Origin of the sequence: Burkholderia sp. BCC1640 (genome assembly GCF_902833125.1) — a bacterium.
GTDB classification, from domain to species: Bacteria; Pseudomonadota; Gammaproteobacteria; order Burkholderiales; family Burkholderiaceae; genus Burkholderia; species Burkholderia diffusa.
This window is the reverse complement of sequence record NZ_CADFEF010000009.1, coordinates 98,106-121,554: the sequence shown is the minus strand read 5'-3', so window position 1 is coordinate 121,554 and position 23,449 is coordinate 98,106. Positions and strand designations below refer to the sequence as shown.

General features: G+C 65.4%; 21 protein-coding genes. 16 read left to right on the top strand and 5 right to left on the bottom strand.

Going from position 1 to position 23,449, the window contains the following annotated elements; genetic code table 11:
• Positions 1-161: 161 nt before the first annotated feature.
• The 3 genes from aceE to lpdA all read left to right on the top strand — a co-directional run bounded on the left by aceE (position 162) and on the right by lpdA (position 6,617).
• Positions 162-2,858 (top strand): pyruvate dehydrogenase (acetyl-transferring), homodimeric type, encoded by a 2,697-nt coding sequence (gene aceE, locus HWX25_RS12545; protein WP_175908677.1) that lies wholly within the window; start codon positions 162-164, stop codon positions 2,856-2,858.
• A gap of 70 nt (positions 2,859-2,928) precedes the next feature.
• A complete protein-coding gene (aceF, locus tag HWX25_RS12540) occupies positions 2,929-4,575 on the top strand; it encodes a dihydrolipoyllysine-residue acetyltransferase (RefSeq protein WP_175908676.1) in 1,647 nt (548 codons plus the stop codon).
• A gap of 272 nt (positions 4,576-4,847) precedes the next feature.
• Positions 4,848-6,617: a dihydrolipoyl dehydrogenase gene (gene lpdA, locus HWX25_RS12535; RefSeq protein WP_175908675.1), complete on the top strand. Its 1,770-nt coding sequence runs from the start codon at positions 4,848-4,850 to the stop codon at positions 6,615-6,617.
• 204 nt (positions 6,618-6,821) lie between these two features.
• Here lpdA and HWX25_RS12530 read toward each other — a convergent pair whose 3' ends face one another.
• A complete protein-coding gene (locus HWX25_RS12530) occupies positions 6,822-7,388 on the bottom strand; it encodes a phasin family protein (RefSeq protein WP_059450463.1) in 567 nt (188 codons plus the stop codon).
• 653 nt (positions 7,389-8,041) lie between these two features.
• Between HWX25_RS12530 and pbpG the strand changes: the two genes are divergently transcribed.
• On the top strand, positions 8,042-9,193 hold the full coding sequence (gene pbpG, locus HWX25_RS12525) for a D-alanyl-D-alanine endopeptidase (RefSeq protein WP_175908674.1): 1,152 nt from the start codon (positions 8,042-8,044) through the stop codon (positions 9,191-9,193).
• Positions 9,194-9,294: 101 nt separating this feature from the next.
• Here pbpG and HWX25_RS12520 read toward each other — a convergent pair whose 3' ends face one another.
• Positions 9,295-10,104 carry an IclR family transcriptional regulator gene (locus HWX25_RS12520; protein WP_059535866.1) on the bottom strand — a complete coding sequence of 270 codons (810 nt, stop codon included), beginning with the start codon at positions 10,102-10,104 and terminating at the stop codon, positions 9,295-9,297.
• Positions 10,105-10,287: 183 nt separating this feature from the next.
• Between HWX25_RS12520 and HWX25_RS12515 the strand changes: the two genes are divergently transcribed.
• From HWX25_RS12515 to iscX, 12 genes are all read left to right on the top strand, one after another.
• Positions 10,288-11,010 carry a (Fe-S)-binding protein gene (locus tag HWX25_RS12515; protein WP_175908673.1) on the top strand — a complete coding sequence of 241 codons (723 nt, stop codon included), beginning with the start codon at positions 10,288-10,290 and terminating at the stop codon, positions 11,008-11,010.
• Between the two features lie 34 nt (positions 11,011-11,044).
• Complete coding sequence (locus HWX25_RS12510; RefSeq protein ID WP_175908672.1) at positions 11,045-12,457, top strand: lactate utilization protein B; 1,413 nt, start codon at positions 11,045-11,047, stop codon at positions 12,455-12,457.
• 127 nt (positions 12,458-12,584) lie between these two features.
• On the top strand, positions 12,585-12,812 hold the full coding sequence (locus HWX25_RS12505) for a hypothetical protein (RefSeq protein WP_175908671.1): 228 nt from the start codon (positions 12,585-12,587) through the stop codon (positions 12,810-12,812).
• A 101-nt stretch (positions 12,813-12,913) separates the two neighbouring features.
• The gene (locus HWX25_RS12500) at positions 12,914-13,396 is read left to right on the top strand and encodes a low molecular weight protein-tyrosine-phosphatase (protein ID WP_175908670.1); all 483 of its coding nucleotides are present in this window, start codon (positions 12,914-12,916) and stop codon (positions 13,394-13,396) included.
• Between the two features lie 119 nt (positions 13,397-13,515).
• The gene (iscR, locus tag HWX25_RS12495) at positions 13,516-14,055 is read left to right on the top strand and encodes a Fe-S cluster assembly transcriptional regulator IscR (protein WP_009691731.1); all 540 of its coding nucleotides are present in this window, start codon (positions 13,516-13,518) and stop codon (positions 14,053-14,055) included.
• 63 nt (positions 14,056-14,118) lie between these two features.
• The gene (locus tag HWX25_RS12490) at positions 14,119-15,342 is read left to right on the top strand and encodes an IscS subfamily cysteine desulfurase (protein ID WP_175908669.1); all 1,224 of its coding nucleotides are present in this window, start codon (positions 14,119-14,121) and stop codon (positions 15,340-15,342) included.
• A 68-nt stretch (positions 15,343-15,410) separates the two neighbouring features.
• Complete coding sequence (iscU, locus tag HWX25_RS12485; protein WP_009691729.1) at positions 15,411-15,818, top strand: Fe-S cluster assembly scaffold IscU; 408 nt, start codon at positions 15,411-15,413, stop codon at positions 15,816-15,818.
• A gap of 64 nt (positions 15,819-15,882) precedes the next feature.
• On the top strand, positions 15,883-16,206 hold the full coding sequence (gene iscA / locus HWX25_RS12480) for an iron-sulfur cluster assembly protein IscA (RefSeq protein ID WP_011885413.1): 324 nt from the start codon (positions 15,883-15,885) through the stop codon (positions 16,204-16,206).
• Between the two features lie 94 nt (positions 16,207-16,300).
• Positions 16,301-16,828 carry a Fe-S protein assembly co-chaperone HscB gene (gene hscB / locus HWX25_RS12475; protein WP_034176899.1) on the top strand — a complete coding sequence of 176 codons (528 nt, stop codon included), beginning with the start codon at positions 16,301-16,303 and terminating at the stop codon, positions 16,826-16,828.
• A 54-nt stretch (positions 16,829-16,882) separates the two neighbouring features.
• Positions 16,883-18,751 carry a Fe-S protein assembly chaperone HscA gene (gene hscA, locus HWX25_RS12470; RefSeq protein ID WP_175908668.1) on the top strand — a complete coding sequence of 623 codons (1,869 nt, stop codon included), beginning with the start codon at positions 16,883-16,885 and terminating at the stop codon, positions 18,749-18,751.
• Between the two features lie 84 nt (positions 18,752-18,835).
• Positions 18,836-19,177, top strand: a complete 342-nt coding sequence (gene fdx / locus HWX25_RS12465; protein ID WP_059464189.1) for an ISC system 2Fe-2S type ferredoxin — start codon at positions 18,836-18,838, stop codon at positions 19,175-19,177.
• A 44-nt stretch (positions 19,178-19,221) separates the two neighbouring features.
• Positions 19,222-19,431, top strand: coding sequence for a Fe-S cluster assembly protein IscX (gene iscX / locus HWX25_RS12460; RefSeq protein ID WP_040144569.1), 210 nt, complete (start codon positions 19,222-19,224; stop codon positions 19,429-19,431).
• A gap of 128 nt (positions 19,432-19,559) precedes the next feature.
• Here iscX and HWX25_RS12455 read toward each other — a convergent pair whose 3' ends face one another.
• From HWX25_RS12455 to prfB, 3 genes are all read right to left on the bottom strand, one after another.
• Positions 19,560-20,303, bottom strand: a complete 744-nt coding sequence (locus HWX25_RS12455; protein ID WP_059535846.1) for a glycine zipper 2TM domain-containing protein — start codon at positions 20,301-20,303, stop codon at positions 19,560-19,562.
• A gap of 346 nt (positions 20,304-20,649) precedes the next feature.
• On the bottom strand, positions 20,650-22,176 hold the full coding sequence (gene lysS, locus HWX25_RS12450; RefSeq protein WP_059535844.1) for a lysine--tRNA ligase: 1,527 nt from the start codon (positions 22,174-22,176) through the stop codon (positions 20,650-20,652).
• 75 nt (positions 22,177-22,251) lie between these two features.
• Positions 22,252-23,356 (bottom strand): peptide chain release factor 2 gene (gene prfB, locus HWX25_RS12445; protein WP_107938119.1). Its coding sequence is split into 2 segments (ribosomal slippage): positions 22,252-23,274 and positions 23,276-23,356, totalling 1,104 coding nucleotides; the frame shifts between segments, so codons are not numbered across the junction.
• Positions 23,357-23,449: the final 93 nt, after the last annotated feature.

Sequence of the window (23,449 nt, the reverse complement as noted above, 5' to 3'; positions counted from 1 at the left end):
CAGCAATATTCCGCATTGCGAGAAAAGATCTCACAATTCGAAAATTTTGTTGCGCGTGGCCGTGCACGATCATTACAATCCGTCGGAGCTTGCCCGCAGCCGGCCGCGTCGCGTCGTCTGCACGAGAGCGATCCTCACATTCCAGGACCCAGGAGACGAGAATGTCCGCTGTACCGAACGAAGTGATGAAATATGTCGCCGCCGATCGTGACGACGACCCGCAAGAAACCGTTGAATGGCTCGAGTCGCTCGACGGCGTGATCTCCTCCGTGGGCACGGGCCGCGCGCACTACCTGATCGAAAAACAGATCGAATTCGCCCGCATGCACGGCGAACACCTGCCGTTCTCCGCCAACACCCCGTACATCAACACGATCCCGGTCGAAGCCCAGGCGAAGATTCCGGGCGACCAGGACGTCGAGCACCGCATCCGTTCGTACACGCGCTGGAACGCGCTGGCGATGGTGCTGCGCGCAGGCAAGGACACGAACGTCGGCGGCCACATCGCGTCGTTCGCATCGGCCGCGACGCTCTATGACGTCGGCTACAACCACTTCTGGCACGCGGCGTCGGACCAGCACGGCGGCGATCTCGTGTTCGTGCAGGGCCACTCGTCGCCGGGCGTGTACTCGCGCGCGTTCCTGCTCGGCCGCCTGTCGGAAGAGCAGCTCGACAGCTTCCGCCAGGAAGTCGACGGCAAGGGCATCTCGTCATACCCGCACCCGTGGCTGATGCCGGACTTCTGGCAGTTCCCGACCGTGTCGATGGGTCTCGGCCCGATCATGGCGATCTACCAGGCACGCTTCATGAAGTACCTGGAATCGCGCGGCATCGCGAAGACCGCCGGCCGCAAGGTCTGGGCGTTCCTCGGCGACGGCGAGACGGACGAGCCGGAATCGCTCGGCGCGATCGGCATGGCGAGCCGCGAGAAGCTCGACAACCTCGTGTTCGTGATCAACTGCAACCTGCAGCGTCTCGACGGCCCGGTGCGCGGCAACGGCAAGATCATCCAGGAACTGGAATCGGAATTCCGCGGCGCCGGCTGGAACGTGATCAAGGTCATCTGGGGCAGCCGCTGGGATGCGCTGTTCGCACGCGACAAGACGGGCGCGCTGATGCGTCGCATGATGGAAGTCGTCGACGGCGAATACCAGACGTACAAGTCGGAGTCGGGCGCGTTCGTACGCGAGCACTTCTTCAACACGCCTGAACTGAAGGCGCTCGTCGCCGACTGGTCGGACGACGACATCTGGGCGCTGAACCGTGGCGGCCACGATCCGCACAAGATCTACGCGGCATTCCACGAAGCGACCAACACGAAGGGCGCGCCGACCGTCATCCTCGCGAAGACCATCAAGGGCTACGGGATGGGCGAGTCGGGCCAGGCGATGAACATCACGCACCAGCAGAAGAAGCTGCCGGTCGAGCAACTGAAGAAGTTCCGTGACCAGTTCCGCCTGCCGATCACCGACGAGCAGATCGCCGACGTGCCGTACCTGAAGTTCGAGGAAGGTTCGAAAGAACTCGAATACATGCGCCAGAAGCGCATGGACCTCGGCGGCTACCTGCCGCATCGCCGCGAGAAGGCGACGTCGCTGCCGGTGCCGGCGCTCGACGCATTCGAGCCGCTGATGAAGGGCACGGGCGAAGGCCGCGAGATCTCGACGACGATGGCGTTCGTGCGGATCCTGAACATCCTGCTGAAGGACAAGGCGCTGGGCAAGCGCGTCGTGCCGATCGTCCCGGACGAATCGCGTACGTTCGGCATGGAAGGCCTGTTCCGCCAGATCGGTATCTGGAACCAGGAAGGCCAGAAGTACGTGCCGGAAGATTCCGACCAGCTGATGTTCTACAAGGAATCGGAAACCGGCCAGATCCTGCAGGAAGGCATCAACGAAGCGGGCGGCATGTGCGACTGGATCGCGGCGGCGACGTCGTATTCGACGCACGGCGAGATCATGGTGCCGTTCTACATCTTCTATTCGATGTTCGGCTTCCAGCGGATCGGCGACCTGGCATGGGCGGCGGGCGACATGCGCTCGCGCGGCTTCCTGCTCGGCGGCACCGCGGGCCGCACGACGCTGAACGGCGAAGGCCTGCAGCACGAAGACGGTCACTCGCTCCTGTGGGCGGCATCGGTGCCGAACTGCGTGAGCTACGACCCGACGTTCGGCTACGAACTCGCGGTGATCATCCAGGACGGTCTGCGCCGCATGGTGCAGGACCAGGAAGACGTGTACTACTACATCACGGTGATGAACGAGAACTACGAGCACCCGGCGATTCCGCAGGGCGAGCACGTGGCGGCCGACATCATCAAGGGCATGTACGCGTTCAAGAAGGCGGACGCCGACCAGAAGGCGCCGCGCGTGCAGCTGCTCGGCGCGGGCACGATCTTCAACGAAGTGATCGCCGCCGCCGACCTGCTGAAGAACGACTGGGGCGTCGCGGCCGACCTGTGGAGCGTGCCGAGCTTCACCGAACTCGCGCGTGAAGGTCACGAAATCGAGCGCTGGAATCTGCTCCATCCGACCGAAGAGCGTCGCCTGTCGCACGTGCAGAAGTGTCTGAAGGACACGCAAGGCCCGGTCATCGCATCGACCGACTACGTGCGCGCGCTGGTCGACCAGATCCGCGGCCAGATCGATCGCCGCTTCGTCGTGCTGGGCACGGACGGCTTCGGTCGTTCGGACACCCGCGAGAAGCTGCGTCACTTCTTCGAAGTCGACCGTCACTGGGTCACCGTCGCCGCGCTGAACGCGCTGGCCGACGAAGGCACGATCGAGCGCAAGGTGGTCGCGGACGCGATTGCCAAGTACAACCTCGATCCGTCGAAGCCCAACCCGATGACCGTTTAACGCACACGCGCCGTGTGATGCCGCGCGCCGCTTCCGGGAGGGGCGCGCGCGGCCATGGAGACACAAAAAGATGAGTCAAGCGATCGAAGTGAAGGTGCCGGATATCGGCGATTACAAGGACGTGCCCGTCATCGAGGTGCTCGTGAAGGTGGGCGACACGGTCGAGCCCGAGCAGTCGCTCGTCACGCTCGAGTCGGACAAGGCGACGATGGACGTCCCGAGCCCGGCAGCCGGCACGGTCAAGGAAGTGAAGATCAAGGTGGGCGATTCCGTATCGGAAGGCTCGCTGATCATCCTGCTCGAAGGCGGCGCCGCGGCGCAGGTGAACGGCGCGGCCGCGCCGGCAGCAGCGCCGGCTCCGGCGGCAGCGCCGGCACCGGCCGCAGCCGCGCCGGCTGCCGCTCCCGCTGCGTCGGGCGGCACGCTCGAGGTGAAGGTGCCCGACATCGGCGACTACAAGGACGTCCCGGTGATCGAAATCGGCGTGAAGGTCGGCGACACGGTCGAGAAGGAGCAGTCGCTCGTCACGCTCGAATCGGACAAGGCGACGATGGACGTGCCGAGCCCGGCCGCCGGCGTCGTGAAGGAAATCAAGGTCAAGGTGGGCGATTCGGTGTCGGAAGGCACGCTGATCGTGCTGCTCGACGCTGCCGGCGCCGCGCCGGCCGCCGCGCCGCAAGCGAGCGCACCGGCACCGGCCGCTGCCGCGCCGGCACCCGCCGCCGCACCGGCCCCCGCGAAGGCCGCGCCGGCTCCGGCTGCTGCCGCGCCGGCCGCCGCACCGTCGGGCGAGTATCGCGCGAGCCACGCATCGCCGTCCGTGCGCAAGTTCGCGCGCGAACTCGGCGTCGAAGTCGCACGCGTGCAGGGTAGCGGTCCGAAGGGCCGTATCACGAAGGAAGACATCACGGGCTTCGTGAAGGGCGTGATGACGGGCCAGCGCGCAGCGCCGGGCGCGGCAGCCGCGCCGGCAGGCGGCGGCGAGCTGAACCTGCTGCCGTGGCCGAAGGTCGACTTCGCGAAGTTCGGTCCGTTCGAGGCGAAGCCGCTGTCGCGCATCAAGAAGATCTCGGGCGCGAACCTGCATCGCAACTGGGTGATGATCCCGCACGTCACGAACAACGACGAAGCGGACATCACCGAGCTCGAAGCGCTGCGCGTGCAGCTGAACAAGGAGCACGAGAAGGCCGGCGTGAAGTTCACGATGCTCGCATTCGTGATCAAGGCGGTCGTCGCGGCGCTGAAGAAGTTCCCGACCTTCAACGCGAGCCTCGACGGCGACAACCTGGTGTTCAAGCAGTACTACCACATCGGTTTCGCCGCGGACACGCCGAACGGTCTCGTCGTGCCGGTGATCCGCGACGCAGACAAGAAGGGCCTCGTCGACATCGCGAAGGAAATGGCCGAGCTGTCGAAGGCCGCACGCGACGGCAAGCTGAAGCCGGACCAGATGCAGGGTGGCTGCTTCTCGATCTCGTCGCTCGGCGGCATCGGCGGCACCAACTTCACGCCGATCATCAATGCGCCGGAAGTCGCGATCCTCGGGTTGTCGCGCGGTCAGATGAAGCCGGTGTGGGACGGCAAGCAGTTCGTGCCGCGTCTGACGCTGCCGCTGTCGCTGTCGTATGACCATCGTGTCATCGATGGCGCGGAAGCCGCGCGGTTCAATGCGTATCTCGGTGCGTTGCTTGCCGATTTCCGTCGCATCATTCTTTGATGAGCGGGGAGCGTGCTCGCGGGGCGTGGGTTTTCTTTCGGTGATCCACGCCCTGTCGTTGAACTGGCTTTCTTGACGGTCTGCTAGCGTCGCCCCTGCGCGGGGCGGCGGTCACTTTTCTTTGTCTTCCAAAGAAAAGTAACCAAAAGAAAGGCGCGTCCTTGGGCGGACGGCAAAGGTGGTCCTGCCCAAGTGTGCGTTCTCTTGTCAGGCCGTAGTTCTTCCGCGAGCGGCTCCCTCTCTGTCTGCAGCTAATCAAGAAGGGGACAGTAATGAGTCTCATCGAAGTCAAGGTTCCGGATATCGGCGATTTCAGCGGCGTCGATGTCATCGAAGTCAACGTGAAGCCGGGCGACGTGATCGAAAAAGAGCAAACGCTCATCACGCTCGAATCGGACAAGGCCTCCATGGAAGTGCCCAGCGACGTCGCCGGCACGGTCAAGGAAGTCAAGGTCAAGGCCGGCGAGCAAGTCTCGCAAGGCACGGTCATCGCCATCGTCGAAGCTTCGGCAGGCGCCGCCGCTCCGGCGAAAGCAGCCGAACCCGCGAAGGCCGCAGCACCGGCTCCGGCCGCTGCGCCCGCCGCCGCTCCGGCACCCGCGCCGCAAGCCGGCAGCTACGGCGGCTCAGCCGACATCGAGTGCGACATGCTCGTGCTCGGCGCCGGCCCCGGCGGCTATTCGGCCGCGTTCCGCGCAGCCGACCTCGGCATGAAGACGGTGCTGGTCGAACGCTACTCGACGCTCGGCGGCGTCTGCCTGAACGTCGGTTGCATTCCGTCGAAGGCACTGCTGCACACGGCGCTCGTCGTCGAGGAAGCCGAAGCGCTCGCGGCGCACGGCATCTCGTTCGGCAAGCCGCAGGTCGATCTCGACAAGCTGCGCGACTTCAAGGGCGGCGTCGTCAAGAAGCTGACGACGGGCCTCGCCGGCATGGCGAAGGCGCGCAAGGTCGAAGTGGTCACCGGCGTCGGCGCATTCGTCGATCCGTATCACATGGAAGTGCAGGGCGAAAACGGCAAGAAGGTCGTCAAGTTCAAGCAGGCGATCATCGCCGCCGGCTCGCAGGCAGTGAAGCTGCCGTTCATGCCGGAAGACCCGCGCGTCGTCGATTCGACGGGCGCGCTCGAACTGCGTCAGCTGCCCAAGCGCATGCTCGTGATCGGCGGCGGCATCATCGGCCTCGAAATGGCGACGGTGTACTCGACGCTCGGCACCGAGATCGACGTCGTCGAAATGATGGACGGCCTGATGATGGGCGCGGACCGCGATCTCGTGAAGGTCTGGGAAAAGTACAACGCGAAGCGCTTCGGCAACGTGATGCTGAAGACCAAGACGGTCGGCGCGGAAGCGAAGGAAGACGGCATCTACGTGAAGTTCGAGGGCGAGAAGGCGCCGGCGGAAGCGCAGCGCTACGACCTCGTGCTCGTCGCGGTGGGCCGCAGCCCGAACGGCAAGAAGATCGGTGCCGACAAGGCCGGCGTCGCGGTCACCGACCGCGGCTTCATCGACGTCGACAAGCAGATGCGCACGAACGTCCCGCACATCTTCGCGATCGGCGACATCGTCGGTCAGCCGATGCTCGCGCACAAGGCCGTGCATGAAGGCCACGTTGCTGCGGAAGCTGCACACGGCGAGAAGGCGTACTTCGACGCGCTGCAGATCCCGTCGGTGGCGTACACGGATCCGGAAGTGGCCTGGGCCGGTAAGACGGAAGACCAGTGCAAGGCCGAAGGCATCAAGTACGGCAAGGCCGTGTTCCCGTGGGCCGCATCGGGCCGCGCGATCGCGAACGGCCGCGACGAAGGCTTCACGAAGCTGATCTTCGACGAGGAAACCCATCGCGTGATCGGCGGCGGTATCGTCGGCCTGAACGCGGGCGACCTGATCAGCGAAGTGTGTCTCGCCGTCGAGATGGGCGCCGACGCGGAAGACATCGGCAAGACGATCCATCCGCACCCGACGCTCGGCGAATCGGTCGGCATGGCCGCCGAGCTGTACGAAGGCGTCTGCACGGACCTGCCGCCGCAACGCAAGAAGTAACGCGACCGGCATGGCCGGCCTCGTGCCGGCCACGAAAAAACGCCGCCGCCCGGGATATCCGGACGGCGGCGTTTTCTTTTGCCGCAGCCGACGGCAGTGCCCCAACGCGCCGGCGACGACCGGATGCCCGGATGCCCGGATGTTCCGACGCCGGAAACGAAAAAAAGCCGCGCAGTGCGCGGCTTTTTCAGGAGCAGGGGACGCTTACGCGGCCGGCTTGCTCGAACGGCGCGATGCAGCAGCGCTCGCAGCCTTCGTCGCGACAGCGGCAGCCGCGTTGAAGTTCGTTTCGGCGATCTCGACGGCTTGCTTGGCAGCCTTCTGGACCGTTTCGTACGTCGTGTTCGCTGCGTTCAGTGCCGACTTCAGGGCGGCGACAGCCGTTTCCGAACCGGCCGGGGCGTTCTTCGCGACGTTGTCGACGAGCGCTTGGACCTTCTTGTTCTGCTCTTCGAATTGCGCTTCGGCAACCTTCGCGAACTCGGCTTGCGTCGACGAGGCGATTTCATACAGGTGACGGCTGTACGACAGCACCTTTTCCGCGACCGGCTGCGACAGGCTCGCTTGCAGCGCGATCAGTTCCTGCGCGTCCTTCACCGACAGCAGGCGCTGCGCGTTTTCCTGGCTTTCCGCCAGCGACGACTTCACGACCTGCAGGTTGAGTTCGATCAGCTTTTCGACGCCTTCGAACGCCTTGGTCGTCAGACCGAACAGGCTTTCGAGGTTGGCTTTCTGTGCGGCGGCGATTTGCTCGGGGGTCAGCAAGGACATGTCAAGCTCCTGAAAAGCGATCGCGTCGATCGCAGGGTAAGGGGCACTACGCTGGGGAACCACGGATCCGCGTGCTTTGTGCAACGCAGCAATGTGTCGTATTTTAGGGCAGAGAAAACGCTTGTCAAGTATTTTTTGTGCGTTGCACAATCGCGACAAATTATCGATAAAACAACGAGTTATCACGCCCGTCCGGAATCGGTTTCAGGCGTGATCCCACATGGTGCGCACCGGGCCGGGGAAGGCGCGGCGCACCATGATCATGCACAGGTAAACCTGACAGGCATGTGGAACGTTATGCTTCTGTTCCTGTCGAAAAGCGCGCCGTTTCACTGCGCGTGCCGTGGCGATGTGCCGCCGCCGCGGTCGACACCGGTGCCGCAGGCACACCGAGCGCCGGGTACGTACTTTCCCCGCTTTAATTCGTCGCCAAAGTGACGTTATCTCAATTAACCGTGTGGTAATCGGGAGACGGGTGCTGTCGGGCAGCGCATCTCATCAATTTTTTCGATGGGAGCGGGAGGGTTGATCGACTCGTCGTTGGTCAACTCTTACATTCCGGTTTAACGACGATCGGTAAGTGCCTAATATTGCTCTTTTTTTCAGCTTTAACTACACTTGCGGAAACTCCCGCCCGCTTTGTCCAGACCCCAATGAAAGCCGAATCGTTTTCACCGCGCAGATTGTTGCAGAGCATGACGCTCAGCACGGCTGTGTCGGTCGCCGTCGCCTTGCTGGCGACCGCTGCGTCCGTCGCACCCGCTGACGCCTTTGCCGCCACTGCGAAGACCCACCAGGCCGCCAAGAAAGCCGCTTCCACTTCTTCGGCGAAGAAGAAGACGGTGAAGGCCGCCTCCGCGAAATCCGCCAACGTCGCGTCGGCCGATGCGCCGAAGGCAACGCGCAAGCGCGCGACGCTCGCGTCGAACGTGCACGGCCACCGCGGTGCGGTGCGCAAGGTCGCGTTCCAGCCGCGTCGCCCGACGGTCGGTCAGGCATTCGGCCTGCACGACACGCCGGACGCGCTTGCGCTGCGCTCGAGCGTCGCGTACGTCGTCGACCAGAACACCGGCGAGCCGCTGTTCGACAAGAATTCGCACGCCGTCGTGCCGATCGCGTCGATCTCGAAGCTGATGACGGCGATGGTCGTGCTCGACTCGAAATCGCCGATGACCGACCAGCTCGAAGTCACCGACGAAGACCGCGACTACGAGAAGGGCACGGGCTCGCGCCTGTCGGTCGGCTCGGTTCTGTCGCGCGAAGACATGCTCCACATCGCGCTGATGGCGTCGGAAAACCGTGCCGCTGCCGCGCTGTCGCGCTACTACCCGGGTGGCCGTCCCGCATTCATCGCCGCGATGAACGCGAAGGCGAAGTCGCTCGGCATGAACGACACGCACTTCGAGAATTCGACGGGTCTGTCGAGCTCGAACGTGTCGAGCGCGCGGGACCTCGTGAAGATGGTCAACGCGGCGTACCAGTACCCGATGATTCGCCAGTTCTCGACCGACCGCACGTACGACGTCAATACGGGCAAGCGCAACCTGGTCTACAACAGCACGAACGCGCTGATCCGCGGCAACGGCTCGTGGGACATCGGCCTGCAGAAGACGGGCTTCATCAACGAGGCAGGCGAATGTCTCGTGATGCAGGCGACGATCCACGGCCGGCCGATGGTGATGGTGCTGCTGGATTCGTTCGGCAAGTACTCGCGTTTCGCCGACGCGGCGCGCCTGCGCAACTGGCTCGACGCCGGCGGCGGCGAGCGCTTGACGGCGGCCAACACGGCGAGCGGCGGCACCTGATCGCGCCACGGCGGTTCGCCGCCGTACCGTCGCCGCAAAGAAAAAGCCCCGCAATCGCGGGGCTTTTTTTCGTCCGGCCGCCGTGCGGCGGGCGGTGCGGGTCATGCGTGCCGTTGCAGCCCTTCGGCGTCCTTCGCGGGCTCCGGCCGATAGCCGAGCGATTCCGAAATGGTGAGGGCGGTGCGGCTCAACTGGCCGAGCCACGCGTCCTGCAGGCGATCGGCCGGTGCCGACAGCGAGAGACCCGCGACGAGCTTGCCCGAGTCGTCGTAGATGCCGGCCGCGATACAGCGCACGCCCAGCTCCAGTTCCTCGTTGTCACGCGCGCACGATTGCTGGCGCACGAGCGTCAGTTCGCGCTCGAGCTTCGCGATGTCGGTAATGCTGTTCTGCGTATGGCCGGACAGCCCGGTGCGCGTCGCGTAGGCGCGCACGCGCGACGTTTCGTCGACTGCGAGAAACAGCTTGCCGACCGACGTCAGGTGCAGCGGCGCGCGGCCGCCGATCGCGCGGACGACCTGCATCCCCGAGCGCTCCGAATACGCGCGCTCGATATAGACGATTTCGTCGCCCTGGCGTACCGATAGGTTCACGGTCTGGCCGGTCAGGCGGTGCAGTTCGCGCATCGGCATCAGCGCGGCGTCGCGTACCGACAGGCGCGCCTTCACGAGGTTGCCGAGCTCGAGCAGCCGCATGCCGAGCCGGTAGGTGCCGGGGTCGGAGCGGTCGACGAGGCGGCAGGTCACCATGTCGTTGAGGATGCGGTGCGCGGTCGACGGATGCAGCTCGGTGCGCTGCGCAAGCTCCTTCAGGCTGACGGGGTCGCTGTGCGCGGCGAGCGCGTCCAGCAGCCGCATCATGCGTTCGATCACCTGGATCGACGTTTTGGAATCCGGGGTGGGTTGGCTCATGTCGGGGGAGAATCGGTTGACGCATCAAGCGGTGGTTGCGTCGATTGTATCTCGTATCGTGAAAAAAGCGAACGCCGTTCGAGGAAGTCCTCGTTTCCGGCCGTGCGTGCTTGCGCGCGCGCCGGCGTTGGTCTTGCCGGCCAAACGGCGGATAATGAGAGCCGTTTTCTCGAAGGAGCGCATATGCGAGTCGGTTTGTTCGTGACCTGCCTGGTCGACCTGATGCGTCCGGAAATCGGTTTTTCCGCGCTGAAACTGATTCGCGAAGCCGGCTACGAGGTGTTTGTGCCGCCCGCGCAAACCTGCTGCGGCCAGCCGGCCTACAACTCGGGCGACCGCGCGCTCGCACGCGATCTCGCCGAAAAGACGCTGCGCGAGTTCGAGCAGTTCGACTACGTCGTCGCGCCGTCGGGCTCGTGCGGCGGCATGATCCGCACGCACTACGGCGACCTGTTCCGCGACGACCCCGAACTGATGGGGCGCTATGCGCGATTTCAGCAGAAAGTCTATGAACTGACCGATTTCCTCGCGAACGTCGCGAAGGTGACGCTCGCGCCCGGCGAATTCACGGGGCCCGTCACCTATCACGACTCGTGCTCGGGCCTGCGCGAGCTCGGCGTGAAGGCGCAGCCGCGCGTGTTACTCGCGCAGCGCGGCGTGGCCGTCACCGAGATGAAGGACTGCGAGCACTGCTGCGGCTTCGGCGGCACGTTCGCGGTCAAGTACGGCGACATTTCGGCGGCCATCGCGGATGAGAAATGCGCGAACGTGCGCGCATCCGGCGCAGGCGCCGTCGTGCTCGGCGATCTCGGCTGCATGCTGAACATCGAAGGGCGGTTGCGCCGCACGGGCGACCGCGACACGCGCGTGCTGCACGTCGCGCAGGTGCTGGCGGGCGACGTCTGACGCCCGGTTCCGCTCACTTTTCCCCGATACCGCGATGCAAGTCCAATCGATGCATTTCAAGGCTCGCGCCGGCCAGAAGCTGGCCGACCAGCGCCTGCAGCAGAACCTGAAGAAGCTGTCGACGAAATTCGTGTCCGCACGCGCTGACGCGATGACCGCGATCGACTTCCAGGCGACGCGCGACGCGCTGAAGGCGCGCCGCAACCGTGCGCTGGAGAATCTCGACGTGTGGCTCGAGGCGTTCGAACGCGAGGCGACGCGGCGCGGCACGACGGTGCTGTTCGCGGAAACGACCGCCGACGCCGCGCGGCTCGTCGCCGACATCGCGCGACGCCACGACGTGAAGAAGGTCATCAAGACGAAGTCGATGGTGTCCGAGGAAATGCGCCTGAACGCGGTGCTCGCCGAGATGGGCGTGCAGTCGATCGAGACCGACCTCGGCGAATACATCCTGCAGATCAACGACAACGAGCCGCCGAGCCACATCATCGCGCCCGTCGTGCACAAGGACAAGGACGAGATTGCGGACCTGTTCGCGCGCACGCACCACCGCGAGCGGCTGACCGAAATTCCCGACATGACGCGCGAGGCGCGTGAGGTGCTGCGTCCGCATTTCCTGTCGGCCGACATGGGGGTGACGGGCGGCAACTTCGTGATCGCCGAGACGGGGTCGGTCGCGGTCGTCACGAACGAAGGCAACGAAGGGATGTGCACGGTGATGCCGCGCGTGCATGTCGCGGTGACGGGCATCGAGAAGGTGCTGCCGACGCTCGAGGATCTCGCGACCGCGATGCGTCTGCTGCCGCGCTCGGCGACCGGGCAGAAGACCTCGAACTATTTCTCGCTGCTCACCGGGCCGCGTGGCCCCGGCGACGAGGACGGTCCGGAGCACAACTACGTGGTGCTTGTCGACGGCGGTCGCACGGGACTGATCGGCGGCCAGTTCCAGGAGATGCTGCGCTGCATCCGCTGCGGCGCATGCATGAACCACTGCCCGGTATATCAGAAGGTCGGCGGGCACGCGTACGGATGGGTCTATCCGGGCCCGATGGGCTCGGTGCTGACGCCAAGCTACGTGGGGCTCGACCGAGCGCTCGACTTGCCGCAGGCCGCGACGCTGTGCGGCGAATGCGACAGCGTGTGCCCGGCCGGGATCCCGTTGTCGCACTTGCTGCGCACGCTGCGCGAGAAACAGGTCGAGCGGCATCTGAGGCCGTGGCGCGAGCGCGCCGCGCTCGCCGCGTGGGGCTTTGTCGCGCGCCGGCCGATGCTGTACGCGCTCACGACCAAGCTCGCGGTGCGCATCCTCGAGCGGCTGGGCGGCAGCGGCGGCACGCTGCGGCGGCTGCCGATGATGGGCGGCTGGATGGATACGCGCGACATGCCGACGCCGACCGGACGCACCTTCCGCGAACTGTACGCGGCATCGCAAAGCCATCTCGGCTGACGACTGTTCATCGAGCGACAACAGTGCGTTCGCTATTCATGTATTTATCTCGATAGGTGCGGTCTATAGAATCCTGCCTGTAGTCCCCGGAATCGGGTTTCGGGGCATGAGGTCAAGGAGCCGCATCATGAGAAAGACAATATCGATGTACTGGCCGCTGGCAATCGTTGTTCCGCTCGCCGCTGTCGCTTATCTGCACGCGATGGCCGACGCGCCGTCGCGTGGCCCGCTCGCCGTTCATCAGGCATCGGCCGAGCTCGCGCGCGCGGTGTCGTTCGGGCTGGTCGGCGACGCGGCGAAGCCGTTGCCGGCCGTATCCGGCGGCGTCGTGCTCGCCGCACCCAAGGCGCTGTAAGGCACGCCGCCGTCGCTTTGCGCGGCGGCGCGATTCCGGGCGCCTTTGTATAATGGCGCGTTCTTCTTCCACGCGGTTCGCCGCGGCTTTTCGATAGTGCGATGACCCGCGTTGCGATCTGTTTCGTCTGTCTCGGCAACATCTGCCGTTCGCCCACGGCCGAAGGCGTGATGCGCCACCAGGTCGATGCGGCCGGGCTGGCCGATCGGATCGTGATCGACTCGGCCGGGACCGGCGACTGGCACGTCGGCGAGCCGCCCGACACGCGTGCGCAGGCGGCGGCCCGCACCCGTGGCTACGACCTGTCGGCGCTGCGGGCGCGGCAGGTGAGCGCGGTGGATTTCGAGCGGTTCGATCTGCTGCTGGCGATGGATGAAGCCAATTTCGCGGAATTGCGGCGGCGCTGCCCGCCCGAGCATCGCGACAAGGTGCGCCTCCTGATGGAATTCGCGCCGGGCGCGACCGAGACCGAAGTGGCGGATCCTTATTTCGGCGGCGCGCAGGGCTTCGAACAGGTGCTCGACCAGGTCGAGCGCGCATGCGCGGGCCTGCTGGACACCCTCCAGAGCGGCGCCGCACGCTGATCGCGGCGGGGTGTATTCAGCGATCTGCGAATACCCTGTCGAAGACATGGATACTTGACTAAAATCGTCAAATATTTATACTTGACCAAAATCGTCAAGATTGCAGTCCCCTAGACACCATGAGACTCACCACCAAAGGCCGTTTCGCCGTCACGGCGATGATTGACTTGGCACTGCGCCAGGAGCAGGGCCCGGTGACGCTTGCAGGCATCAGCCAGCGCCAGCGGATTTCGCTCTCGTATCTCGAACAGCTGTTCGGCAAGCTGCGCAGGCATGAAATCGTCGAATCCGTGCGCGGCCCGGGCGGCGGCTACAACCTCGCGCGCCGCGCGCAGGACGTCACCGTCGCCGACATCATCATCGCGGTCGATGAACCGCTCGACGCCACGCAGTGCGGCGGCAAAGGCACGTGCGACGGCTCGAAGCAGCCCGACGGCCATTGCATGACGCACGAACTGTGGTCGACCCTGAACCAGAAAATGGTCGAATACCTCGATTCGGTATCGCTGCAGGATCTCGTCGATCAGCAGCGCGCACGCGAAGGCGCACCCGCGGTGCTGCGCGATCGGCGCACGCCGGAGCCCGTCGCGGCGCCGGCCGAACCGGTGCGCACGATGCCGCTCGGTCCCAATTCGGTGTTCAACATCGCGAGTTCGTGAGCGCGAACGCGCCGCACACCCCATAACGCACATAGTCCCTGCACAGAATTCCCGGAGCGACAGATGACCCAAGAGACTCTCCACCTGCCCATCTATATGGATTACAGCGCGACGACGCCGGTCGACCCGCGCGTGGTCGACAAGATGGTGCCGTATCTGCGCGAGCAGTTCGGCAACCCGGCGTCGCGCAGCCACGCATACGGCTGGGACGCGGAACGCGCGGTCGAGGAAGCGCGCGAGCAGGTGGCCGCGCTCGTGAACGCGGATCCGCGGGAGATCATCTGGACGTCCGGCGCGACGGAATCGGACAACCTCGCCATCAAGGGTGCCGCGAACTTCTACAAGGGCAAGGGCAAGCACATCATCACGGTGAAGACCGAGCACAAGGCCGTGCTCGACACCTGCCGCGAGCTGGAGCGCGACGGCTTCGAAGTCACCTATCTCGACGTGAAGGAAGACGGCCTGATCGACCTCGACGTGTTCAAGGCCGCGCTGCGCCCGGACACGATCCTCGTATCGGTCATGCACGTGAACAACGAGATCGGCGTGATCCAGGACATCGAGACGATCGGCGAGATCTGCCGCGAGAAGGGCATCGTGTTCCACGTCGACGCCGCACAGTCGACCGGCAAGGTCGAGATCGACCTCGCGAAGCTGAAGGTCGACCTGATGTCGTTCTCGGCGCACAAGACCTACGGCCCGAAGGGCATCGGCGCGCTGTACGTGCGCCGCAAGCCGCGCGTGCGCATCGAAGCGCAGATGCACGGCGGCGGCCACGAGCGCGGGATGCGTTCGGGCACGCTGGCGACGCACCAGATCGTCGGCATGGGCGAAGCGTTCCGCATCGCGCGTGAAGAAATGGCGACCGAGAACGAGCGCATCCGCATGCTGCGCGACAAGCTGCTGCGCGGCCTGTCGCAGATCGAGGAAACGTACGTGAACGGCGACATGGAGCACCGTGTCCCGCACAACCTGAACATCAGCTTCAACTTCGTCGAAGGCGAGTCGCTGATCATGGCGATCAAGGACGTCGCGGTGTCGTCGGGCTCGGCGTGCACGTCGGCGTCGCTGGAGCCGTCGTACGTGCTGCGTGCACTCGGCCGCAACGACGAACTCGCGCACAGCTCGATCCGCTTCACGGTCGGCCGCTTCACGACGGAGCAGGACGTCGACTTCGTGATCGCACTGCTGAACAGCAAGATCGCGAAGCTGCGCGAACTGTCGCCGCTCTGGGAAATGCACCAGGAAGGCATCGATCTGTCGACGATCGAATGGGCCGCACACTGAACACCGCATTGAATACATTCGCGGGCGGATTTGCGCACGCAGACGTAACGAGTCAAGGAGTCTGAGTCATGTCATACAGCAACAAGGTTCTGGATCACTACGAAAACCCGCGTAACGTCGGTTCGTTCGCGAAAGACGACGACGCGGTCGGCACGGGCATGGTCGGCGCGCCGGCCTGCGGCGACGTGATGAAGCTGCAGATCCGCGTCGGCGCGGACGGCGTGATCGAAGATGCGAAGTTCAAGACGTACGGCTGCGGTTCGGCGATTGCGTCGAGCTCGCTCGTGACCGAATGGGTGAAGGGCAAGACCCTCGACGAGGCGCTGTCGATCAAGAACACGCAGATCGCCGAAGAGCTGGCCCTGCCGCCGGTGAAGATTCACTGCTCGATTCTCGCGGAAGACGCGATCAAGGCAGCCGTGGCCGACTACAAGAAGCGCCACGACACGAAGGAAGGCGATCAGGCAGCGGCCTGAGCGGCATCGAGCGGCTTGTGAAGGAACGCGGCGGGCCCGGGTGGCGCGCCGCGGCAAGGACATCATGGCAATTACACTGACCGAAAAAGCAGCACAGCACGTCCAGAAATACCTCGTCCGTCGCGGCAAGGGTGTGGGCCTGCGGCTTGGCGTTCGCACGACCGGGTGCTCGGGGCTCGCGTACAAGCTCGAGTATGTCGACGAGCTGGCCCCCGAGGATCAGGTGTTCGAGAGCCATGGCGTGAAGGTCGTCGTCGACCCGAAGAGCCTCGCGTACATCGACGGCACCGAGCTCGACTTCGCACGCGAAGGCCTGAACGAAGGGTTCAAGTTCAACAACCCGAACGTCAAGGACGAGTGCGGTTGCGGCGAATCGTTCCGCGTGTGACGCGGGTATCCGCGCGATGCGGGCAAGAGGCGGCACGGGCCGCCTTTTTAATGTGCGGCGTTTGCCGCGCGACGAACCGGAATTGAACGCGACGATGGTTTCGCTGAAAGACAGCCACTTCGATCTGTTTCACCTGCCGGCGCAATTCGCTCTCGACGAGGCTGCGCTCGACAGCGCGTATCGCACGGTGCAGACGCAGGTTCACCCGGACCGCTTCGCGGCGGCCGGCGACGCGCAAAAGCGCATCGCGATGCAATGGGCGACCCGTGCGAACGAAGCCTACCGCACGCTGCGCGATCCGCTGAAGCGCGCGACCTATCTGCTGTCGCTGCGCGGCGTCGACATCGGTGCCGAAAACAATACCGCGATGGAGCCCGCGTTCCTGATGCAGCAGATGGAGTGGCGCGAAGGCATCGAGGATGCCGCGGCCGCCCGCAACGTCGACGCGCTCGATGCGCTGCTCGCCGAACTGCGCGACGAAAAGCGCGTGCGCCTCGAGCGCCTCGGCACGCTGCTCGACAGCGCCGCCGATCAGGCCGCCGCCGAAGCCGTGCGTCAGCTGATGTTCATCGAACGGGTCGCGTCGGAAGTGGGCGCGCAGATCGAGCGCCTCGAAACTTAACCGCGTGCCTCGCGGCACGCGCAGCAAACGGGCCGAGCGCCCGAACGAACCAAGATGGCTTTACTGCAAATTTCCGAACCGGGCATGGCGCCGGCGCCGCACCAGCGGCGACTCGCTGTCGGGATCGATCTCGGCACGACGAACTCGCTCGTCGCGGCCGTGCGCAACAGCGTGCCCGAAGTGCTGCCGGACGAGACAGGCCGCGCGCTGCTGCCGTCGGTGGTCCGTTATCTGGAGAAGGGCGGCCGCCGCATCGGCCACGAAGCGAAGGAACAGGCCGCGACCGATCCGCGCAACACGATCGTGTCGGTCAAGCGCTTCATGGGCCGTGGCAAGGCGGAAGTCGAAGGCGCGGCGAACGCGCCTTACGAATTCGTCGATGCGCCGGGCATGGTGCAGATCCGCACGATCGACGGCGTGAAGAGCCCGGTCGAAGTATCGGCCGAGATTCTCGCGACGCTGCGTTACCGCGCGGAAGACACGCTCGGCGACGAACTGGTCGGCGCGGTGATCACGGTGCCCGCGTACTTCGACGACGCGCAGCGCCAGGCGACGAAGGACGCCGCGCGTCTTGCGGGCCTCAACGTGCTGCGCCTGCTGAACGAACCGACCGCGGCCGCGATCGCCTACGGTCTCGACAACGCGGCCGAAGGCCTCTACGCGGTGTACGACCTCGGCGGCGGCACGTTCGACCTGTCGATCCTGAAGCTGACCAAGGGCGTGTTCGAAGTGCTGGCCGCGGGCGGCGACTCCGCGCTCGGCGGCGACGATTTCGACCACGCGCTGTTCGATCACGTACTTGCGCAAGCCGGCATCGATGCGAAGACGCTCGCGCCCGAGGACGTGCGCCTGCTGCTCGATCGCGTGCGCGTGCTGAAGGAAGCGCTGTCGTCCGCGCCGCAGGCGTCGCTCGACGTGACGCTGTCGAGCGGTGCCCGGATCGAGCAGACGATCTCGCACGACACGTTCGCCGCGCTCGTCGAGCCGCTCGTGCAGCGTACGCTGACGCCGACCCGCAAGGCATTGCGCGATGCGCAGGTGAGCCCGGCCGACATCAAGGGCGTCGTGCTCGTCGGCGGCGCGACGCGCATGCCGGTGATCCGCGAGGCGGTCGCGAAGCATTTCGGCCAGCCGCCGCTCGTCAATCTCGATCCGGACCAGGTCGTCGCGCTCGGCGCGGCAATCCAGGCCGACCTGCTCGCCGGCAATCGCGGCAGCGGCGACGACTGGCTGCTGCTCGACGTGATCCCGCTGTCGCTCGGTGTCGAGACGATGGGCGGTCTCGTCGAGAAGATCATTCCGCGCAATTCGACGATTCCGATCGCGCGTGCACAGGAATTCACGACCTTCAAGGACGGCCAGACCGCGATGGCGATCCACGTCGTGCAGGGCGAGCGCGAGCTCGTCGCCGACTGCCGGTCGCTCGCGCGGTTCGAGCTGCGCGGCATCCCGCCGATGACGGCCGGTGCGGCGCGCATCCGCGTGACCTACCAGGTCGATGCGGACGGGCTGCTGTCGGTGTTCGCGCGCGAGCAGCATTCGGGCGTCGAGGCGTCGGTCGTCGTGAAGCCGTCGTACGGCCTCGCCGACGACGACATCGCGAAGATGCTCGAGGACAGCTTCAAGACCGCCGAGATCGACATGCGGGCGCGCGCGCTGCGCGAAGCGCAGGTCGAGGCCGAGCGGATGATCGAGGCGACGCAGGCGGCGCTGGCGGCCGACGGCGAATTGCTCGACGACACCGAACGCACGCAGGTCGACGCGCTCGTCGCGGCGCTGCGCACGATCGCGCAGGGCGACGACACGGACGCGATCGAAACCGCGACCAAGACGCTGGCCGACGGCACCGACGAATTCGCGGCGCGCCGGATGGACAAGAGCATCAAGCGCGCACTGTCGGGCCGACGGCTCGACGAGATCTGAACGAACTGCGCGCGGGCCGGCGACGGCCCGCGCGATATTGAACCGTGCGGCGCCAGTCGCCGCACCCTGACTGACGGAACGGACATGCCTCAACTGGTGGTGCTGCCTCACGTCGAACTGTGCCCGGACGGCGCAGTGATCGACGCGACGCCCGGCAAGAGTATTTGCGACAACCTGCTCGACAACGGGATCGAGATCGAGCATGCGTGCGAGAAGTCGTGCGCATGCACGACCTGCCACGTGGTGATCCGCGAGGGCTTCAACGATCTCGACCCGTCCGACGAGGACGAAGACGACCTGCTCGACAAGGCGTGGGGCCTCGAGCCGACGTCGCGCCTGTCGTGCCAGGCAATCGTGAAGGAAGATTCGGACCTGGTGGTCGAGATCCCGAAGTACTCGATCAACCACGCGAAGGAAAATCACTGACGGATCGGCGGGGCGGACTCGCCGCGCACACGGGAGAGCAGGCCATGAAATGGACCGATTCGCGCGAAATCGCCATCGCGCTGGCAGACAAGCATCCGGACGTCGATCCGCAGCGGATCAATTTCGTCGACCTGCGCCAATGGGTCATCGAACTGGACGGCTTCACCGACGACCCGGCGCACTCGGGCGAGAAGATCCTCGAAGCGATCCAGGCCCACTGGATCGATGAATCCGACTTCGACGACGAAGACTGAGATTCGCTGTGGCGCCTCGCGCCATGTGGCTCCGGCAACGCTCCCGCAAAAAGAAAAGGCTCGTGAAGCATCACGAGCCTTTTTCATTTCCGGCGCGGCGCAAGGGCCGCCCGGCGAGACGTCAGGCGTTACGCGCCGACCAGCGTCCCGTTCTCGATCCGCACGCGCTGGCCCTGGCCGAACGGCGGCGGGTTGTGGTACGTGAACGTGCGCGTCGCGCCGCTTTCCATCTGGACCTGCACCTGGTAGTCGGTTTCCGCGCGCACCTGCTTCTCGACCTGATTGCCGGCGAGACCGCCGCCGAGCGCGCCGATGATCGTCATCGCCGTGCGGCCGTTGCCGTGACCGAACTGGTTGCCGAGCAGGCCGCCGGCCGCTGCGCCGCCGACCGCGCCGATCCCCGAGCTCTGGCCCGGCGTACGCGTCTGCGTGATCGCGACGACGGTGCCGCAGGTCTGGCAATAGGCCGCCTGCGCGGGCGCGGACGGCTGCTGCGCGTATTGCGGCGGTTGCGGCGCCGGCGTATGGCGGCGGTGCGTGGCGGCAGGGCGCGGCGCGGGCTTCGGTTCGGCCTGGGCTGCCGCCGCCTTCTCAGCCGCCGCCTTCTGCTGCGCGGCCTGTTCGGCTGCCTGCTGCTGCGCTTGCGCGGCGAGCGCGGCGCTGGCCGCAGCGGCCGTATCGACGGCCGGCTGCGACGCGATCAGCGCGGCCTGGGTCTGGCCGTTCTGCGCATTGTTGCTGTTGGCCTTCGGGAAGATGCCCGTGATCGCAGCGGTGGCCGCGAGGCTCGCGACGATCACGGCGCCTGCCGCGGTCGCGATGAGCGGGTGAAGGCGTTGCTTTTGCGGCGTGGTTTGATTCTGGTTGTCCATTTTGTTCTCCGGTGTCGACCTGGCTTCGCACGTTGGTGCCGGCCGGATCCCACGCTCGGGAGCGAGCAGACTCGGCGTTCCGGCGCCGCGTTCTGGTCCCGTGGTCATGCGTGGTGACGCAACAGGAGTGTCATTCACGGGCGAGGGTCGCACCGTATCAAGGTGTAACGAATTGCTGCAGCGGGGCGGCGGGCGTTACAGGGAAAACCCGGAGAAGGCCGTCGCGACGAGGAGATAAAACGGGGGAGGATCGAAAACCGGCGAACGCCGGCGGGCGGGATTTACGCGTGGTTACAAAGCTGACGCGTGCGCGCCGCAGGGCGCGGCGCACACGCGGGATCGGCCGTCAGTCTTCGCGGCGCAGGTGCGGGAACAGCAGCACGTCGCGGATCGTCGGGCTGTCGGTCAGCAGCATCACGAGACGGTCGATGCCGATCCCGCAACCACCCGTCGGCGGCATCCCGTGTTCGAGCGCGCGGATGTAGTCGGCGTCGAAGAACATCGCTTCCTCGTCGCCTGCATCCTTCTGCTCGACCTGCTTCTTGAAGCGCGCGGCCTGGTCTTCCGGATCATTCAGCTCCGAGAAGCCGTTCGCGATCTCGCGGCCGGTCATGAACAGCTCGAAACGCTCGGTGATGCCCGGCACCGTATCCGATGCGCGTGCGAGCGGCGACACCTCGACCGGGTAATCGATGATGTAGGTCGGCTCCCACAGCTGCGATTCGGCGGTTTCCTCGAACAGCGCGAGCTGCAGCGCGCCGATGCCGGCGTTCAGGAAGGCCGGCTGCGACACGTCCACGCCGAGGCGCTTCAGTTCGGAGCGCAGGAACGCGTCGTCCGACAGCTGGCCGTCGGTGTACTGCGGCGCGTACTTCTGGATCGCCTGCGTGATCGTCAGGCGGTGGAACGGCTTCGCGAGGTCGAGCTCGCGGCCCTGGTACTGGATCGTCGCGGTGCCGAGCGCATCGATCGCCGCCTGGCGGATCAGCTGCTCGGTGAAGTCCATCAGCCAGCGGTAGTCGGTGTACGCGGCGTAGAACTCCATCATCGTGAATTCCGGGTTGTGGCGCGGCGACACGCCTTCATTCCGGAAGTTGCGGTTGATCTCGAACACGCGTTCGAAGCCGCCGACGATCAGGCGCTTCAGGTACAGCTCCGGCGCGATGCGCAGGAACATCTGCATGTCGAGCGCGTTGTGGTGCGTGACGAACGGCTTCGCCGCGGCGCCGCCCGGGATCGGGTGCAGCATCGGCGTTTCGACTTCCATGAAGTCGGCGTTGTCCATGAACTTGCGGATCGACGCGATGGTCTTGGTGCGCGCGCGGAACGTGTCACGCGTTTCCGGCGTGACGATCAGGTCGACGTAGCGCTGGCGATAGCGCATTTCCTGGTCGGCGAGGCCGTGGAACTTGTCCGGCAGCGGACGCAGCGCCTTCGACAGCAGGCGCAGCTCCTTGCACTGGACCGACAGCTCGCCCTTGTTGGTGCGGAACAGCACGCCGCGCGCGGCGACGATGTCGCCGAGGTCCCACTTCTTGAATGCGTCGTAGGTTTCCGCGCCGACGTCGTTCGGCGTCACGAAGAACTGGATCTGGCCCGAACCGTCCTGCACCGTCGCGAAGCTCGCCTTGCCCATCACGCGCTTGAGCATCATGCGGCCGGCGACCGATACCTCGACCGGGTTCGCCTCGAGCGCGGCCTTGTCCGAGTCGGCGAATTTCGCCTGGAGATCGGCGGCGTGATGCGTCGGCCGGAAATCGTTCGGATAGGCGACGCCTTGCTCGCGCAATGCGCGCAGCTTCTCGCGGCGCTCGGCGATGATCTGGTTTTCGTCCGCCGCGACGGCGGGCTGCGTTTGGGTCGGTTCGGTCATGATGGTCGGAATTCGGAGTGGGTGCGGCAACGCAACGGGAAGGGCGGCGCGACCGCAGGGGCCGCGCCGCGGCGCTTACACGCCCTGTTTGAGGCTCGCGCTGATGAAGTCGTCGAGATCGCCGTCGAGCACGGCCTTCGTGTTGCTCATTTCGACGTTCGTACGGAGGTCCTTCACGCGGCTCTGATCGAGGACGTACGAGCGGATCTGGTGACCCCAGCCCACATCGGTCTTGCTCGATTCGAGCTTGTCCTGCTCGGCCTGGCGCTTGCGCATTTCGGCTTCGTACAGGCGCGACTTCAGCATGGCCATCGCTTCGGCGCGGTTGCGGTGCTGCGAGCGGTCGTTCTGGCACTGCACGACGATGCCGGTCGGCATGTGCGTGATCCGCACGGCCGAGTCGGTCTTGTTGATGTGCTGGCCGCCCGCGCCCGATGCGCGGTACGTGTCGATGCGCAGATCGGCCGGGTTGACCTCGACTTCGATCGAGTCGTCGATTTCCGGATACACGAACACCGACGAGAACGACGTGTGGCGGCCGCCCGACGAGTCGAACGGCGACTTGCGCACGAGGCGGTGGATGCCGGTTTCGGTGCGCAGGAAGCCGTACGCGTATTCGCCCGACACCTTGATCGTCGCGTTCTTGATGCCCGCGACGTCGCCGTCGGACTCTTCGAGCACTTCGGCCTTGAAGCCCTTGCGTTCGCAGTAGCGCAGGTATTGGCGCAGCAGCATCGACGCCCAGTCGCACGCCTCGGTGCCGCCGGCGCCGGCCTGGATGTCGATGAAGCAGTTGTTCGGGTCGGCCGGGTTCGAGAACATCCGGCGGAATTCGATGTCGCCGACGCGCGCTTCGAGCTTCTTCGCGTCGTCTTCGGATGCGACGAGGGTGTCTTCGTCGCCTTCCTCGCGTGCCAGCTCGAACAGGTCGAGCGCATCGCGCAGGTCGCTATCGAGTGCCGTCAGCGTCGTGACGACGCCTTCGAGCAGCTTCTTCTCGCGGCCGAGTGCCTGGGCGTTCTTCGAATCGTTCCAGACGTTCGGGTCTTCGAGTTCCTTGTTGACTTCGGTCAGACGCGCAGATTTGGCGTCGTAGTCAAAGATACCCCCGAAGCTCGCCCGCGCGCGTGCGCAGGTCGAGCAGGGAGCTTTCGATCGCGTTGAGACGTTCCGCTTCCATGATCGTTCGCTATTCTTGCTTCGTAAAAAAGCGGAATTATAGCCGATCGGCAGGGTTTCCCGGTGACGCGGAACGTGCTTGCATGCGCGCCGC